Origin of the sequence: Methylonatrum kenyense (assembly GCF_023195885.1) — a bacterium.
Classification (GTDB): domain Bacteria; phylum Pseudomonadota; class Gammaproteobacteria; order Nitrococcales; family Aquisalimonadaceae; genus Methylonatrum; species Methylonatrum kenyense.
Window position 1 is genome coordinate 424,739 of sequence record NZ_JALPKO010000001.1, and the last position, 15,467, is coordinate 440,205.

The window sequence follows — 15,467 nt, forward strand, 5'->3', positions numbered from 1 at the left end:
GCTGACATTATCGTGCAATGACTGACCAGACACACTCAGAGGCCACCTCGGCGCACTGATGAACGACTCCTCCGGCCAGGGCTACGAGCGGTTGTTCAAGGCCAACCCGCAGCCAATGTTTGTCTACGATCTGGAGACGCTGCAGTTTCTGGACGTCAACAACGCCGCAGTAGCCCGGTACGGCTATTCCCGCGACGAATTCCTGGCGATGACGATCAGGGACATCCGGCCCGTCGAGGATGTGCCCGCCCTGCTGGAGAACGTCCGCAACGTCACCGATGGCTTCGATGCGGCCGGCATCTGGCGCCATCTGCTCAAGGACGGCAGAACGATACTGGTCGAGATCAGTTCCCATAGCGTGGATTTCGCCGGACGCGCCGCCGAGCTGGTGCTGGCGCAGGACGTCACCGACCGCACCGAATGGCAGGCGGCGGTCACCGAAAGCGAGGAGCGGCTGCGGCTGGCACTGGAGGCCGCCCAGTTCGGCACCTTCGACTGGGACGTGGTGCGCGATCGCCTGATCTGGTCGCCGCAGCACGAAAAGCTTTGGGGTTATCAGCCGGGTGAGTTCGACGGCAACTTCGCCAGCTTTGCCAGTCGCATCCACCCGGACGACATGCCGGCGCTTGAAGAAGCCATCGATGCAGCATTTCGTAGCGGCAAACGCTATCAGCACGAGCATCGCGTGGTGCATCCGGATGGACGGATCGTCTGGATCGCCGGCTGGGGGGAGTTCCGGCGCAACCCTAACGGCGACCTGGAGCGCATGGTTGGCGTCGTGCAGGACATTTCCGGGCGTCGCCGGCGAGAGGCCGAGATTCGGCGACTGGCGTTCGAGGATCGTCTCACCGGGCTGCCCAACAGTACGGCGCTGGAGCGGGTGCTGCGCAGGCGCTTGCTGGACCGTGAGTGCACATCGGTACTGTTGATCGATCTGGACCATTTCAAGACAGTCAACAGCACCCGCGGCCGCCATGTGGGTGACTTGCTGTTGCGCACGGCGGCGGAACGCATCGGTGAGGTGATCGGCGAGCAGGGTTACCTGGGCCGCTGCGGTGGTGATGCCTTCATGGTGTTGCTGGGCGGACTTGCCGGCGACGTCGAGACGGCACGGGAACAGGCCGAGGAAACGGCTGGACGGCTGGTCGAGCGCCTGCGCGAGGTCTATCTGCTGGAGAACGGGCGCATTTTCAGCACGCCGAGCATCGGTATTGCGCTCAGCGAAACCAAGCGCCCCACGGATGCATCTGAACTGATGGGCCGTGCGGAGCTGGCGATGTATGACGCCAAAGCGGCCGGCCGCGACACCACCCGCTTCTTCGATCCGGGTTCCGAGGCGCTGCTGGCACGCCGGGCAGGCCTGGAACTATCTCTCAGGACGGCCCTGGAACATCAACAGATCGCATTGCACTACCAACCGTTCTGCGATGCGGACGGCCGGATCCGGTCGGTAGAGGCCCTGGCACGCTGGCACAGCGCCGAATTCGGCTTGGTATCGCCGACCGAATTCATCCCGCTGGCCGAGGATACCGGCCTGATCCTGGAGCTTGGCGAACAAGTCCTGGTCCAGGCCTGCGACCAACTGGCCGCCTGGTCACACGACCCGTTCTGGAGCCGGATCAGAGTCAGTGTCAACATCAGCGCCCATCAGTTTCACCAGGCGGATTTCGTCGACCGCGTGCTGCAGACCGTAAAACACGCCGGCGCCGAGCCTGCCAAACTGTCGCTGGAAGTCACCGAAGGCGTGCTGTTGCAACTGGAAAAACGTGATGTTGTAGCCAAGATGCGCGCCCTGCGTCGACACGGCGTCACCTTCTCGCTGGACGATTTCGGCACCGGCTACTCATCCCTGAGCTACCTCAAACACCTGCCGCTGGCCCAACTGAAAATCGACCGCTCCTTCGTCAGGGACGTCACCACCGGGCACAGGGATTCCGCGATCGTCGAGACCATCATCACGCTCGGCCGTACGCTGGGGCTGGAAATCGTTGCCGAAGGGGTGGAAACCGCCGAACAGCGGGATTTCCTGACCCGGCATGGCTGCCATCGGCTGCAGGGCTACCTGTTTGCGCGCCCGACGCCGGTGGACGAGTTGATGCGCCGCTTCGGCCCGACCGCAGTCGCAAGGGAGAACAGCGGCTAAGCTCCCTGTTTAACTGGCCAGCCGCCGGCGCAGCAGGTACAGCGACAGCCAGAAGCCGGCCCCGCCGTAGGCGATGATCACCAGCATGTGCGGCAGCACCGTCGATGGCCAGCCGCCGGTCATCAGCGGACGCACGATCTCGACACCATGGGCCAACGGCAACAGGTACGCCGCCTGGGCTACCAGCGACGGCAACTGGTCCAGCGGGAAGAACACACCGCTGAGCAACACCATGGGTGTCATGACCAGCGTGAAGTAATAGAGGAAGAAGTCGTAGCTGGGCGAGAGCGCGGTCACAACCATGGCACAGGCGCCGAAACACAGCCCCAGCAGCAGAATCATCGGCAGCGCCAGCACTGCCTGCCAGCCACCCACCAATCCCAGCAGCATCGCCACCACCAGGATCGCGCTGCCGCTCATCAGGGCCTTGGTCGCCGACCAGCAGATCTCGCCGATGACGATGTCATCGACCGTCAACGGCGCGTCCAGCATCGACCCCCAGGTCTGCTGCTGGGTCATCCGCGTGAACGCCGAGTACATGGACTCGAAACTGGCGGTTGTCAGGGCATTGGAGCAGACGATGCCGGAGGCCAGAAAGACCATGTACGGCAATTCGCCGATATCGCCCACCAACCGGCCGAAGCCGTAGCCGAAGGCAAGCAGGTACAGCAGCGGCTCGCCGAAATTGCCGAGAATCGAAGGCCACATCAGCTTGCGCCAGACACGGAGATTGCGGTGCCAGATCGCCAGCGGGCGTTGGGCGGCATTTTTTGATGCTGCGAAGGAAGTCAGGTTCGTTACCTTTCTTATAAAGCGTCGGATTCGTTGGCTGTTTTACGTTTAATGTTTAACGTTTTAAGTGCCTTAAGACCTAAAACGTTTAACGTAAAACGCGCGCTGCCAGCGCGCCTAATCCCTCAAATCCCTCCCCGTCAGCTTCAGGAACACGTCTTCCAGGTTGCCGGGGCGGTGCCAGTAGCGCTGGGTGCCGTGGTCGTTCAGGGCCTGGTGCAGGCGGTCGGCATCGTTGCTGTAGAGCAGCAGGGTGTCGCCGACCTCCTCGTGGCGGCTGGCCAGTTCGGCACCGCGTTCGCGCCAGATTCCGACGTCGCGGCCACGCAGTTCGAACACGTGGCGCTCGATGTGCTGCGCCACCAGGGCCCTCGGGCTGTCGCAGGCGACCATCTGTCCGGCATCGATGATCGCCAGGCGGTCGCAGAGCCGTTCCGCCTCTTCCATGTAGTGGGTGGTCAGAATCAGCGTGCGACCCTGGTCCAGCAGCTGCAACAGGCGCAGCCAAATGTGCTGTCGAGCCTGCGGATCGAGACCGGTGGTCGGTTCATCCAGCACCACCAGTTCCGGTTCATTGATCAGCGCCCGGGCCAGGCTGAGGCGGCGCTTCATGCCACCGGACAGGGCCGGAATCGGCGCTGAAGCCTTGTCCTGCAAGCGGGCGAAGGCGAGCAGCTCGTCGATTCGCGGCGCGATATCCGACGCCTTGAGACCGAAATAGCTGGCGTAGGTGGCGAGGTTCTCGCGCACCGTGAAATCGGGGTCCAGATTATCCAGCTGCGGCACCACACCGATCCGCTCACGGGCACGGCGTGCCTGCGCCGGGATCGGACAGCCGAGCACGGTCAGCTCGCCGGCGGTCGGTTCGGTCAGCCCCAGCAGCATCCGCAGCAGCGTGGTCTTGCCGGCTCCGTTGGGCCCAAGCAGACCGAAACACTCGCCGCGCCGTACGCTCAGATCCACACCACGGACCGCTTCGTGCTGTCGATACTGCTTGCGCAGGCCGTGCCCGTGAATAACGGTGGTGGCGGTTTCCGAGACGACGTTTGCGTCCATGTAGTCTCCCAACGACAGACGTCCAGCAGGAAGGATTCATGCTATACGAAGTGGGGAAGCCGTATGCCGCCGCCGATCGACCGAGGACAACACATGCCGCGCACCACCCTGCTCCGATGGACGCTACTCTGCCTGGTCGGGTTCATTCTGGTCGGCTGCGCCGCACGTCCGGCACTGGAGGAGCCCACCTTCCGCGTCACCAATATACAACCGATGACGCTGGGACTCGGCGAACAGACCTGGCGGCTCACGCTGCGGATCGACAACCCGAATAACGTGGCGCTGCCGGTGCGGGCACTGCGCTACCAGGTCAGCCTGGCGGACATGGATTTTGCCAGCGGCAACAAGACCGATGGTTTCACGATCGCCGCCAGGGACAGCACCAGCCTGGACCTGGACGTGACCACCCACCTGGTGCAAAGCCTGCCGCGGCTGATGCAACTGCTGGATGGCAGCCAGCCGAGCCTGGGTTACCGGCTGAGCGGTGATGTGGAGTACGGCCGCTTTCTCCGCGGCACCCGGGAATTCACCCAGGAAGGACGGCTCCGGTTCTAGGGAAACGCTGAATCGGTTACTGCTGTTTTTCGGCCCAGCGCCGGCCGGCGCAGCGGCTTTGCCGACGCTGTTCCTCGTCGAGCCGGGAATCCAGTGACCGACGCAGGCTGTCCGCCTGTTCCTCACCGCCGGCGGCGGCCAGCGTCGCCCACATGTTGGCCGTGACCAGGTCCTGCTCCAGCAGCCGGCCCTCGGCGAGGATGTTCGCCAGCAGGCCCTGCATCGCGGCATCACCGACCTCGGCGCCGAGGCGCACGGTATTCAGTCCACGCTCGACATCCTGCTCCACGCCGGTGCCGTCCAGGTACATCCGGGCCAGGAAGCGCGTTGCAGCGAACTTGCCATCCTTCAGCGCGGCCAGCAGCAAGCGTTCGGCGCGGGCTCCGGTGGCGGCGCGATCGTCGACACCGCTACCCAGCAGGTCGGCATAGAGCACCGAGCCATAGGCCAGCCGAGCCTCCGGCATATCCCGCTCGACACCCTTGCGGAACCAGCCTTCGGCCACATCCCGGTCCCGCGGCACCAGCTGGCCGTCCATATGCAGCCAGGCGAGATGCAGGATGTAGCGTTCGGCACCGGCATCAACCGCGCGCTCGTACCAGGTCACGGCCTTGTCACCGTCCTGCGAGACACCCAGCCCGTGCTCGTGGAACCAGCCCATATAGGCCAGGGCCGTCGGCGACTCGCCTTCCTCGGCGACCGAGCGATACCAGCGCATAGCCTCCGCATGGTCCTGCACGTCCTCTACATACGATCGCCCGATGCGTTCGCGCTGGTCGGCATCGAAGCGCTGTTCTGCCTGGTCATCCCAGCGTGGCAGGGACCCATCGGCCTGCACAGATGCAGCAACCAGGAGAAACGACAGGACAAGCAACAGGCAACGCAACGTGGCCTCCAGACATGGGGTGGACGCCTGTCAGGATAGGGACGGCAGATGACACTGTGATGACAGCGTTGCCCTGCTCCGCCATTGCCATTTGAGAGCGGCGCAAAGCAAAGGCTTGAGGTACTGTCGTTGGCCATGGATCAGGCGTTGAAACCGCAATTAAACGGAGATACGAGGCGTGCGCATCATCGAAGTGATTACCGAACACCATCGGCTGGGAGAGCTGACCGCAATTGCCCGCGACCAGGGCGCGACGGATGTCTGGCCGGGCCCGCAGGATGATGAAAGCCGACGCAGTCTGCGCATTCTGGTGACACCGAAAACCCGGCAACCGGTGCTCGACGGCCTGCAGGCGGCCATGGGCGAACAGGGCCGGATTCTGCTGCTGCCGGTGGACGCCTCGCTGCCCCGGGAAGAGGACGAGGAAGAAATTCTCAGCGGCGGCGCCTCGCGGGAGGAACTCTACGACCAGATCGATCGCGGTTCGCGCCTGGACCGAGACTATCTGGGATTGGTGTTCCTTTCGGCCATCGTGGCCAGTATCGGCTTGGTGGAGGACAACGTCGCCATCGTGGTCGGCGCCATGGTGATCGCACCGCTGTTGGGACCGAACCTGGGTCTAGCCCTGGGCACTTCGCTGGGCGACCGGGAACTGATCCTGCGCTCACTGAGGACCAATGCCGCCGGCCTGTCCATGGCCACGGGGATCGGCATCGCCTTTGGCCTGTTCTGGGGACTGGACTACGAGAGCAAGGAACTGATGACCCGAACCGTCGTCGGCCTCGACAGCATCATCCTTGCGCTGGCATCCGGGGCCGCGGCGGTGCTGTCGCTGACCAACGGTCTGCCGACCGCATTGGTCGGCGTGATGGTTGCGGTAGCGCTGATGCCACCGGTGGCAACCATGGGCATGATGCTGGGCGCCGGCCGCTGGGATCTGGCACTGACCGCCGGCCTGCTGCTCGCGGTCAATATCGTTTGCGTGAACCTTTCGGCGAAACTGGTGTTCCTGTTCAAGGGTGTAAAACCCCGCACATGGCTGGAGAAGCGCCAGGCCTCCCAGTCCATGCGGGTCTACATCCTGTTCTGGGTCGTCGCCCTGATGATCCTGGCGGCTGCCATCGTGCTGGACAACCTGTCAGGCTGAGCCGCGCCAGGGAGGCGCCGGCAGCAACGCGTTGGTCCGCTGTATGTAGTCGCGGTAGGCCGGGCGGGTCTCGTTAAGCTTCTTCTCCAGCAGTGCAACACCGGAGACGCGGACCAGCAGGAAGGTCATCAGTGCCGGACCGAAGATGGTCCACCAGCCGCCGGCGGCCAGCGCCATGCAATAGAAACCCCACCAGAGGACGATCTCGCCGAAGTAATTGGGGTGCCGCGAATAACGCCATAACCCCTGGTCCATGACCTGACCACGGTTTGCCGGGTCGGCCTTGAAGCGGGCCATCTGCCAGTCGCCGATCGCTTCCCAGAGAAAACCGATTGCCCACAACAGCAGCCCAAGCAGCAGCCAGCCTGTTGTCAGGCTTTCCGCGCCGCTGGCGGGCAACAACGGCATCGCAACCAGCCACAGGATCACGGCCTGCAACAGGAACACGGTACCGAGGCTGACCAGGGGAAACCGCGCACCGTGCGCCTCGCGCATTTCCTGGTAGCGGTAGTCCTCGCCATGCCCCCAGTTCCGCCAGCTGAGATACAGCGACAGACGGCCACCCCAGAGCGTGACGGCGAGCACCGGTATCAGGCCGGTTGACGGGCCGCCGGCAGCCAGCCAGTAGACCCAGACCAGGAGCACGAAACCCGCGCCCCAGAAGCGATCCACCAGACTGGCATCGCGATAGACAAGACTCGCGAGCCAGACCGCCAGCATCAGTCCCAGGGCAGCCAGCAGACCCAGCGCCGCGACCGCCATCAGCCCTGCTCCTCCGGCCGCTGGAACAGGTAATGGCTGACATACCATTCGTTGCCGCCACGAAAGCCGAACAGCTCGGCACAGGCCATGTGGAAAACCCGCCAGCGCTCGAACCAGGCCGGTGCATCGGCGCCGTAGGTATCCCGGAACACCGGCATCAATTCACCCTTGTGCCGATCCATATTCTCGAGCCAGGCGTTGCAGGTCTTCTGGTAATGGCGGCCGTTGACCCGCCAGCGCCGCTGCAGGCGCAGGGCATCCTGAAAATGCAGCAGCAGATTGTCCGAGGGCATCAGTCCGTCGGTGAAGAAGTACTTGCCCATCCAGTTGTCACCGCCCTCGGCCTGGAACACATAGGCCAGTTCCCGATGACAGAAGATGTGCACGAACAACTGGCCGCCGGGGCTTAGCCAGCCGCCGATCCGACCCATCAGTTCGCGGTAGTTGCGCATGTGTTCGAACATCTCCACCGAAACCACGCGGTCGAACCGGGCGTCGGTGGCGAAATCGTTCATGTCACAGGTGACAACCTCGAGGTTCTTCAGTCCACGAGCGTCGCGATGGGCCTCGATGAAGGCGCGCTGCGATTGAGAGTTTGATACCGCGGTGATGCGGCTCGCCGGGTACTGCTCGGCCATCCACAGCGACAGCGACCCCCAGCCGCAACCCAGCTCAAGCACCGCCTGGCCATCGGCGAGGCCGGCGCGTTCACAGGTCAGTTCCAGCATCGCCCGTTCGGCAGCGTCCAGGCCAAACACACCGTCCCGCCAGTAACAGCAGGAGTACTTCAGGTGCTTGCCGAGACACCGCTCGAAGAACGCGGCGGGCAGTTCGTAATGCTGCTCGTTCGCGGTGTCGGTGGACAACGCCAGCGGGCTCGCATCCATGGCGTCGATCAGGTCGAACAAGCGCTGGTTGACCTGCTCCACGTCGCCGCCTTCCTCGCGCAGGCGCTGCCGCAGCAGATGCCGGATTCCAGCACGAATCAGGGCATCAGGCACACGAGCCTTTTCCACCTGGGCCATCAAGTTCTGCATACGGGCTTCCCTGTGACTGGGTATGACTGATCGCGTGGACCACGAGGTAAACGAAAAGTGCGCGCCTGCGGATGCAGGCGCGCACTGCGGGGGGTGAATCAGGACCTTGCTGTGCGGCGCCGTTTAGCCCGGCTCGTCGTCGCGCTGTTTCGACTCGACCTTCAGGTCGGCCAGGTACTTCGCCTTTTCCCGCGCGAGGACGCCGGCAAGCAACAGCAGGGCGATCAGGTTGGGCGCCGCCATCAGGCCGTTCAGCGTGTCGGCGATGCTCCACACCGTCTCCAGGCCACCGACCGCACCGATGAACAGAAAGATCAGGAACAGCACGCGATACGGGAGCACCACTTTGGGGCCGAACAGATACTCCCAGCTTTTCTCGCCGTAGAAATTCCAGGTCAGCATCGTGCTGTAGGAGAACAGCACGATGGCCAGGATCACGATGTAGCCACCAAGCCCCGGCAAGCCGGTATTGAAGGCGTTGCTGGTCAGGGTGCCGCCGGTCTCCCCGGTAGCGAACACCCCGGTCACCAGGATCACCAGCGCGGTCATGGTGCAGACCACGATGGTATCGATGAATACCTCCCACATGCCCCACAGGCCCTGTCCCATGGGCTTGTTACGGGCCTGCGCATAGACAATGGATGCCGACCCCAGGCCAGCCTCATTGGAAAAGATGCCGCGGGCAATGCCGTAACGAATGGCCTCGGCCATGGTCGCGCCGGCGAAACCACCGACCGCACCCATCGGCGTGAAGGCATGCTCGAAGATCAGGCCGAATGCGGCCGGGATCTGGTCGTAGAACGACACCAGCACACCAACCGCGCCCACCACGTAGATCAGGGCCATGGCCGGTACGATGCGTTCGGCGGTGATCGCGATACGACGGATGCCGCCCAGGGTGACCGCGGCAACCAGCAACAGGGCCACCAGGCCGGTCAGCCAGGCGGGAATATTGAAACCGGTACTGAGCGCATCGCTCATGGTGTTGGCCTGCACCATATTGCCGATGCCGAAGGCGGCCAGCCCGGCAAAGAAGGCATACAGCATGCCCAGCCATTTCCAGTTCTTGCCGAGCCCCTTTTCGATGTACCAGAACACACCCCCGGAGATGCGCCCCTGTTCGTCCGTATGGCGGTATTTCACGCCCAGCGTCGCCTCGCCCAGCTTGGTGGCCATGCCCACCAGCGCCACCATCCACATCCAGAACACGGCGCCCGGACCGCCCAGGGCGATGGCGGTTGCCACCCCGGCGATGTTGCCAACACCGATGGTTGCGGCCATCGCCGAACTCACCGCCTGGAACGGGCTGATTGCGCCGGGTTCCCGGGTGCCGCCCTTGCGAAACAGCGTGCCGAAGGTCCTGCGCCAGGCGAACAGAAAATGGGTGAACTGGAAGAAACCGAGGCGGATCGTGAGATAGAGACCGGTGCCGATGAGCAGGATCATGAACGGGGGCCCCCAGACAATGCCGTTGACCCAGTCGTTGAAGGCGAGCAGCGATTCCGTCATAAGCCATGCCCCTGTGTTGTTGTGGTAGGAAACGCGTCAATCGGCACGCGTTTGCCCTGACGGGCCAGTATAGGAGTGAACGGCACCTGAGTCTGCCGCATCCGCCCATGTGACAGTATGACTCACCTGTCAGATGCGTCATGGATGCAACGTGTTTACGTAAGTCGTTGTTTCACCGCTTCTGCAGAAGTTGGCACGGTGGCTGCAAAAGAGGGGATGACGTCAGCGAAGACGTGAACTTTGAAACGCGAAAGAGGAGTTACTCCGATGAGCATGATCGCAAAGCTTCGCTATATGCTGCTGTCCCTGCTGGTCGCCCTCGCCTTCGGCTTCACGGGTGTTGCCCAGGCCGAAACTTCCAATGTTCCGACCGATACCAATGCGCCGGAAACCGCCGAATGGGATGACGATGACGGCGATGACGACGATTGGGATTGGGACGAAGAAGAGGAAGAAGAGTGGGGTGATGACGATTGGGAAGACGACTATGACGATGACGACGGCTGGTAAAATCGTCTCGTCACTCACAAGGATGTGAGTCATCCGAAGCCACCGCAACGCGGTGGCTTTTTTGTGTCTGGGGCGCCTCCGGGGAACAGCGGGTTACTCCCACGCCTGCGTTGGAGATCGTGGCTTGCAAGATGACAAGAACGGGCCTCGGATGCGGGAATAAATCAATGGCCCCCTCACGCCGGCAAGGAATTCACCTGCCGGCCCGGTCAGGCATCACCGACACCCAGGACCTTCCGCTTCTGCTGCTGGCCGAAATTCAGCATCCGGTTCAGCGACACCAGCGCCTGTTCGGCAATCGCCGGATCGACATGAATTTCCTGATCACCCGTTTCCAGCACATGGGCCAGACTACGCAGGCCGTTCATCGCCATCCACGGGCAATGGGCGCAACTGGTGCAGGTGGCGCTGCGTCCGGCGGTAGGTGCCTCCAGCAAGGTCTTGTCCGCTGCCAATTCGTGCATCTTGTGGAAAATGCCCCTGTCGGTGGCAACGATGAACGTATCGGCGTCCAGGGTCTGGACGGCCTTCAGCAGTTGCGAGGTCGAGCCCACCACATCTGCCTGATCCACTACGGCCGCCGGTGATTCCGGATGCACCAACACTCTGGCCTGCGGATATTCAGCCCGCAGGCGTTCCAGTTCCACGCCCTTGAACTCCTCGTGCACGATGCAGGAGCCATCCCAGAGCACCATATCCGCGCCCGTTTCCCGGCGGATGTAATCTCCCAGGTACTTGTCCGGCCCCCAGAGGATCTTCTCGCCCCGGGCATGAAGATGCCGAATCACGTCGACAGCGATGCTCGATGTCACAACCCAGTCGGCGCGCGCCTTCACCGCGGCGCTCGTGTTGGCGTAAACCACCACGGTGCGGTCGGAATGCTGGTCACAGAAGGCACTGAACTCGTCAACCGGACAACCGATGTCCAGCGAACAGGTGGCTTCCAGCGTGGGCATCAGCACGCGCTTTTCCGGGCTGAGGATCTTGGCGGTTTCGCCCATGAAGCGCACTCCGGCCACCACCACCGTACTGGCCGGATGCTCATAGCCGAATCGAGCCATCTCCAGCGAGTCGGACACACAACCGCCGGTTTCGTCTGCAAGGATCTGCAGATCGCCATCGGTGTAGTAATGCGCCACGAGTACCGCGTCCTGCGACCGCAACTGTTCCCTGATTCGCGTCATCAGCACGTCGCGTTCCGTGGCCGACGGCTGATCGGCCGCCTGGAACGGTTGTTCGCGGAACAACCGAACCGGTTCCGCGGTGGCGCTATCAAGCTTTGTCATTACCTCATCCCTCCAGCGGCCCGGGCCATTGCCGATCGCGCCGCCTATGGGCACGGCAACGCATCGGGGTCAGTCAACCGACCGCTGACTTGCTCTGGCGGGGCACCGGACCGCGGCCCCCGCAGACGTTATCCCAGTTACTATAGATGCTGCTGCGGAGCAGCATTTACAAGCCCCCGGCGAAAACTAGCACCTGGGCTGCCAGTGAAACCCCATGCCACTGACGGCGCCCTGCAACTCGCGCATCACCGGTTCAACTTGCTCGCAGGGGCCGCGCAACCCGAGTTCCAGTTCAAACTCCGGTGGTGTCCAGCGCGGCAGGCAGGACAGGCGCAGATCCGGGTATCGATCCGTGAACTCCTCCAGCAACGGGGTCAGCTGGCTCTCGCGAGCGCCATGAACCACGATCGACCGCTCGATGCGTTGCCCCACCGCGTGGAGGTGCGGATAACAGCTGTCCAGCACCCAGGCGATCATCGGCCAGGCCATGTTCGGAAAACCGGGCACGAAATGATGCCGCCCGAGGGTGAAGCCCGGAACCCGATTGACCGGGTTCGGAATCAATTCTGCAGCCTCCGGAAACTCCACCATGCGCAATCGCTGCGACGCTCCTTCGGCACCGAACTGTTCCTCCAGCTGACGCCGGCCGTCGGGGTGAATGGCGAGTTCGACGCCGGCGGCAACTGCCGCACACTGGCGCGTGCGATCATCGGGCGTACCGCCAATGCCGCCGCAGCTGAACACCACGTCCTTGCCGGCCATGGTCTCGCGCAACGCGGCGGTGATTCGTTCCGGATCATCGCCCTCCATCCTGGCCCAGGTGAGCTCAAGACCACGCTCGTCAAGCAGCCGGATGACCTCGCTCAGATGCCGGTCTTGCCGCTTTCCGGAGAGCAGTTCATCACCGATGATAATCAGACCGAAACCGGTCGGCTGGCAGGAGCCGGGCATCAAGACACTCCATTTCCGGGAAACGGGACTGGATCAATCAGTCCATCAACAGGGCCTGGAGTTCCGTCAGACTGCGGACCTGCTGGTGGGGCACCTGAGGCAGACCCTCCGGCCAGGGCGTGTCATCGCGGTTCAACCAGATTGCGCGAAGACCGAAACGCACGGCACCGGTGACATCGGTCAACGGATCATCGCCGATGTGCATCAGCCCGGCAGGCTCGACCCCGGCCTGTTCGCAGGCCAGCGCAAACATGGCGGCATCCGGTTTCGCCGCACCCGCCTCGGCCGGCGAAATCGCGTGCCTGAAGTAGCTACCAAGGCCGACCCGTTGTATATCCGCATTGCCGTTGGTCAATGCCAGCAAGGGCCAGCGCAGCGCCAGGCGCTCCAGCACCGGACGGGTCTCGGGGAACAGCCGCACCCGGTTGCGCGCCTTCAGAAATACATGGAACGCCGGCAAGGCCAGTTCTTCCGACTCGCCGCACGATTTGGCGGCCCGGCGCAGGGTTTCGATACGCAAGGCCGTCATATCGTGGGCGATGCCGGGTCGCTCATCGGCAAGCTTTCGGCGCAATTCCGCCATGGCTTCGATGTCGTACCGCTCCGCCACTGCCGGATGATAGCGCTGCAGGTAATCATGCAGGGCCTGTTCCGCACGGCGGATCACCTGACCCAACTCCCACAACGTGTCATCAAGGTCGAAACTCAGCGCGGCAATCCGGCTCATTGACTGTCGCGCTCCAGTTGACGCCAGAGGCATGGTCCCTTGGCTGCCTTGTCCAGCCGTTGCAGCCAGGCCGCATGGGCCTCCTGCTCGGCAGTGTTGGGCTGGATCACCCGAAGCGGCGGCCGGTCGTCCGGAATGCGCCGGGCGGCAGCACGGCGGCCAGCGCCGGCGGCGGCGGGATCGTTGTGGTCCAGCGACAGGGCCGCCTGGCCACCGGTCATCGCCAGGTAGACATCACACAGGATCTCGGCATCCAGCAGCGCACCGTGGTACTCGCGGCTGGAATTGTCGATCTCGTAGCGACGACAGAGCGCATCCAGGCTGTTGCGCTGGCCCGGATGCATGCTGCGCGCCATGACCAGGGTGTCGATCACACGGCACAGGTCAGTGGTTCGCTGATCGAACGTTTCCAGCAGGCCGAATTCGTGATCAATGAACCCGACGTCGAACGGGGCGTTGTGGATCACCAGTTCGCCGTCCCGCAGGAAGGCGACGAAATCCTCGACAATGTCCGTGAAACGGGGTTTGTCGCGCAGGAACTCGTCGGTGATCCCATGGACCTCGACCGCCCCGGGATCCACTGCGCGGTCCGGCTGGATGTACTGATGAAAGGTGCGCCCGGTGCGCCGACGATGGACCAGTTCAACCGCGCCGATCTCGATGATCCGATGCCCCTGTGAGGTCTCCAGGCCCGTGGTTTCGGTGTCGAGTACGATCTGCCGCATCAGTCGGCCTCCGTGGTTGCTTCCAGCATTTCATCCAGGCCGCGATTGGCCAGGGCGTCGGCCCGTTCATTCTCCGGGTGACCAGCATGGCCGCGCACCCAGCGCCATTCGACGTCATGCCGCCCGACAAGCTCATCCAGGCGCTGCCACAGGTCCTGGTTGCGCACCGGTTTTTTCGCCGCGGTCTTCCAGTTGCGCGCCTTCCAGCCCGCCATCCACTCGGTCATGCCCTTGCGCACGTACTGCGAATCTGTGGTGATGACCACCCGACAAGGCCGTTTCAGGGCCTCCAGCGCTCGAATCGCCGCCAGCAGTTCCATCCGGTTGTTGGTGGTTTCCGGCTCGCCGCCGCACAATTCCTTCTCCACCGCGCCGAATCGCAGCAATGCGCCCCAGCCGCCAGGGCCGGGATTACCGCGACAGGCACCATCACTGAAGACCTCCACCCGTTGCATGCATAGTTCCTGTTCAGTCGTCGGTGTGCGCGTCGCGCCGCACCCCCGGTTGCTCGTCGTTGGCCGGTTCGAATGCGGCGGTGACACCACCACGGCGTGCCAGCCCGGCGGTGCCGGTGCGCAGCCGCGGTACCGGAATGGCCGGGCCGCGCGGCGGCAGACGACGCGGCAGCCGTTTACGCGCCAGTATGATACGCACTCCGCCGATTCCGCGCAGACGGCTCTGACAGAACTGTTCGAGCCGGGCCGCCGTGCGGCCGGGCAAACGCAATCGCGAAGGCGCGGCGAAGGCCGTGGCACGTACGCAAACCGGTTCGAGCTCCAGAAGACGGCACCAGTCACGCAGGCGATGACCACCGTAATAATGACCTGACCAGGGCGCATCCGCGCGCCAGCAGCCAAGCAGTGCGCGGTGCATGCCGAACAGACTCAGCGGATTGAAGACCACGATCAGCAAATGGCCCTCCGGCGCAAGTACCCGAACCGCCTCACGCAATACCGCATGGGGAGAATCCGCGAACTCCAGCGCATGCAGAAGCAGCACGGTGTGCATGCTGCCATCGACCAATGGCAGCGCAGCGGCGTGACTCCGCAACTGACTGTCGGGACTACCCCCCTGGGTGGCCAGCCAGCGCGCGGCATGCCCCGTATCCGAATCCGGAAAGCCGTCCGGATGACTGCCAACCTGAAGCAGACGGACGTTGGCGCAGCGGCGTAACAGTGGTCCAAGCACGGCACGTTCGCAGGCCGCAACACGCTGGCCAGCGGGAGTTTCGTACCAGGCGCGCAAGGCACTCTCGGTGTCAGGCATGACCGGCTTCCCCCATTCAGGCCGCGACAGGAATTTGTTGCGTCGCGTCATTCTCAGGGTAAACTCTGCGCACGCGCGGCGTCGGGCATTGCCGACAGCTGGAATCACGCAGGCG

16 protein-coding genes are annotated in these 15,467 nt (G+C 63.5%); 4 read left to right on the forward strand and 12 right to left on the reverse strand.

The features are described from left to right. The first annotated feature begins 58 nt into the window (after positions 1-58). A complete protein-coding gene (locus M0534_RS01970; protein WP_248566724.1) occupies positions 59-2,143 on the forward strand; it encodes a putative bifunctional diguanylate cyclase/phosphodiesterase in 2,085 nt (694 codons plus the stop codon). Between the two features lie 9 nt (positions 2,144-2,152). On the opposite strand, the gene M0534_RS01975 is transcribed toward M0534_RS01970, so the two are convergent. Next, a complete protein-coding gene (locus M0534_RS01975; RefSeq protein ID WP_248566777.1) occupies positions 2,153-2,935 on the reverse strand; it encodes an ABC transporter permease in 783 nt (260 codons plus the stop codon). 117 nt (positions 2,936-3,052) lie between these two features. Beyond that, positions 3,053-3,991, reverse strand: coding sequence for an ATP-binding cassette domain-containing protein (locus tag M0534_RS01980; RefSeq protein WP_248566725.1), 939 nt, complete (start codon positions 3,989-3,991; stop codon positions 3,053-3,055). Between the two features lie 93 nt (positions 3,992-4,084). Between M0534_RS01980 and M0534_RS01985 the strand changes: the two genes are divergently transcribed. Then, entirely contained in the window at positions 4,085-4,546 is a 462-nt protein-coding gene (locus tag M0534_RS01985; protein ID WP_248566726.1) for an LEA/WHy family protein, read from the forward strand. 16 nt (positions 4,547-4,562) lie between these two features. Here the strand turns inward: M0534_RS01985 and M0534_RS01990 are convergent, their stop codons facing one another. Then, on the reverse strand, positions 4,563-5,432 hold the full coding sequence (locus M0534_RS01990; protein ID WP_248566727.1) for a tetratricopeptide repeat protein: 870 nt from the start codon (positions 5,430-5,432) through the stop codon (positions 4,563-4,565). 178 nt (positions 5,433-5,610) lie between these two features. Between M0534_RS01990 and M0534_RS01995 the strand changes: the two genes are divergently transcribed. Further along, positions 5,611-6,579 carry a TIGR00341 family protein gene (locus M0534_RS01995; RefSeq protein WP_248566728.1) on the forward strand — a complete coding sequence of 323 codons (969 nt, stop codon included), beginning with the start codon at positions 5,611-5,613 and terminating at the stop codon, positions 6,577-6,579. On the opposite strand, the gene M0534_RS02000 is transcribed toward M0534_RS01995, so the two are convergent. From M0534_RS02000 to M0534_RS02010, 3 genes are all read right to left on the reverse strand, one after another. Further along, positions 6,571-7,341 (reverse strand): DUF1295 domain-containing protein, encoded by a 771-nt coding sequence (locus M0534_RS02000; RefSeq protein ID WP_248566729.1) that lies wholly within the window; start codon positions 7,339-7,341, stop codon positions 6,571-6,573. The two genes, M0534_RS01995 and M0534_RS02000, sit on opposite strands and share 9 nt — an antisense overlap. Next, positions 7,341-8,378: an SAM-dependent methyltransferase gene (locus M0534_RS02005; protein WP_248566730.1), complete on the reverse strand. Its 1,038-nt coding sequence runs from the start codon at positions 8,376-8,378 to the stop codon at positions 7,341-7,343. The genes M0534_RS02000 and M0534_RS02005 overlap by 1 nt, the downstream gene beginning before the upstream one ends. A 123-nt stretch (positions 8,379-8,501) precedes the next feature. Further along, complete coding sequence (locus M0534_RS02010; RefSeq protein WP_248566731.1) at positions 8,502-9,887, reverse strand: alanine/glycine:cation symporter family protein; 1,386 nt, start codon at positions 9,885-9,887, stop codon at positions 8,502-8,504. A gap of 267 nt (positions 9,888-10,154) precedes the next feature. On the opposite strand from M0534_RS02010, the gene M0534_RS02015 reads away from it, so the two are divergent. Then, positions 10,155-10,397 (forward strand): hypothetical protein, encoded by a 243-nt coding sequence (locus M0534_RS02015; RefSeq protein ID WP_248566732.1) that lies wholly within the window; start codon positions 10,155-10,157, stop codon positions 10,395-10,397. Between the two features lie 209 nt (positions 10,398-10,606). Here M0534_RS02015 and nadA read toward each other — a convergent pair whose 3' ends face one another. From nadA to M0534_RS02045, 6 genes are all read right to left on the reverse strand, one after another. Then, positions 10,607-11,683, reverse strand: coding sequence for a quinolinate synthase NadA (gene nadA / locus M0534_RS02020; protein ID WP_248566733.1), 1,077 nt, complete (start codon positions 11,681-11,683; stop codon positions 10,607-10,609). Between the two features lie 186 nt (positions 11,684-11,869). After that, entirely contained in the window at positions 11,870-12,634 is a 765-nt protein-coding gene (locus M0534_RS02025) for a competence/damage-inducible protein A (protein WP_248566734.1), read from the reverse strand. Positions 12,635-12,671: 37 nt separating this feature from the next. Continuing rightward, a complete protein-coding gene (locus tag M0534_RS02030) occupies positions 12,672-13,361 on the reverse strand; it encodes an HAD-IA family hydrolase (protein WP_248566735.1) in 690 nt (229 codons plus the stop codon). Next, positions 13,358-14,086 (reverse strand): DNA polymerase III subunit epsilon, encoded by a 729-nt coding sequence (gene dnaQ / locus M0534_RS02035; RefSeq protein WP_248566736.1) that lies wholly within the window; start codon positions 14,084-14,086, stop codon positions 13,358-13,360. The genes M0534_RS02030 and dnaQ overlap by 4 nt, the downstream gene beginning before the upstream one ends. Next, positions 14,086-14,541 carry a ribonuclease HI gene (gene rnhA, locus M0534_RS02040; RefSeq protein WP_248566737.1) on the reverse strand — a complete coding sequence of 152 codons (456 nt, stop codon included), beginning with the start codon at positions 14,539-14,541 and terminating at the stop codon, positions 14,086-14,088. Before rnhA ends, dnaQ begins: the two co-directional genes overlap by 1 nt. Before the next feature lie 13 nt (positions 14,542-14,554). Further along, complete coding sequence (locus M0534_RS02045; RefSeq protein ID WP_248566738.1) at positions 14,555-15,352, reverse strand: class I SAM-dependent methyltransferase; 798 nt, start codon at positions 15,350-15,352, stop codon at positions 14,555-14,557. Between the last annotated feature and the right edge of the window lie 115 nt (positions 15,353-15,467).

Bases quoted from the DNA above. Each gene is read 5' to 3' on its own strand.
- M0534_RS02045 (WP_248566738.1), bottom strand. From the start codon at position 15,352: ATGCCTGACACCGAGAGTGCCTTGCGCGCCTGGTACGAAACTCCCGCT.
- dnaQ (WP_248566736.1), bottom strand. From the start codon at position 14,086: ATGCGGCAGATCGTACTCGACACCGAAACCACGGGCCTGGAGACCTCA.
- M0534_RS01980 (WP_248566725.1), bottom strand. From the start codon at position 3,991: ATGGACGCAAACGTCGTCTCGGAAACCGCCACCACCGTTATTCACGGG.
- M0534_RS02030 (WP_248566735.1), bottom strand. From the start codon at position 13,361: ATGAGCCGGATTGCCGCGCTGAGTTTCGACCTTGATGACACGTTGTGG.
- M0534_RS02010 (WP_248566731.1), bottom strand. From the start codon at position 9,887: ATGACGGAATCGCTGCTCGCCTTCAACGACTGGGTCAACGGCATTGTC.
- M0534_RS02005 (WP_248566730.1), bottom strand. From the start codon at position 8,378: ATGCAGAACTTGATGGCCCAGGTGGAAAAGGCTCGTGTGCCTGATGCC.
- M0534_RS01970 (WP_248566724.1), top strand. From the start codon at position 59: ATGAACGACTCCTCCGGCCAGGGCTACGAGCGGTTGTTCAAGGCCAAC.
- rnhA (WP_248566737.1), bottom strand. From the start codon at position 14,541: ATGCAACGGGTGGAGGTCTTCAGTGATGGTGCCTGTCGCGGTAATCCC.
- M0534_RS01985 (WP_248566726.1), top strand. From the start codon at position 4,085: ATGCCGCGCACCACCCTGCTCCGATGGACGCTACTCTGCCTGGTCGGG.
- nadA (WP_248566733.1), bottom strand. From the start codon at position 11,683: ATGACAAAGCTTGATAGCGCCACCGCGGAACCGGTTCGGTTGTTCCGC.
- M0534_RS02025 (WP_248566734.1), bottom strand. From the start codon at position 12,634: ATGCCCGGCTCCTGCCAGCCGACCGGTTTCGGTCTGATTATCATCGGT.
- M0534_RS02000 (WP_248566729.1), bottom strand. From the start codon at position 7,341: ATGGCGGTCGCGGCGCTGGGTCTGCTGGCTGCCCTGGGACTGATGCTG.
- M0534_RS02015 (WP_248566732.1), top strand. From the start codon at position 10,155: ATGAGCATGATCGCAAAGCTTCGCTATATGCTGCTGTCCCTGCTGGTC.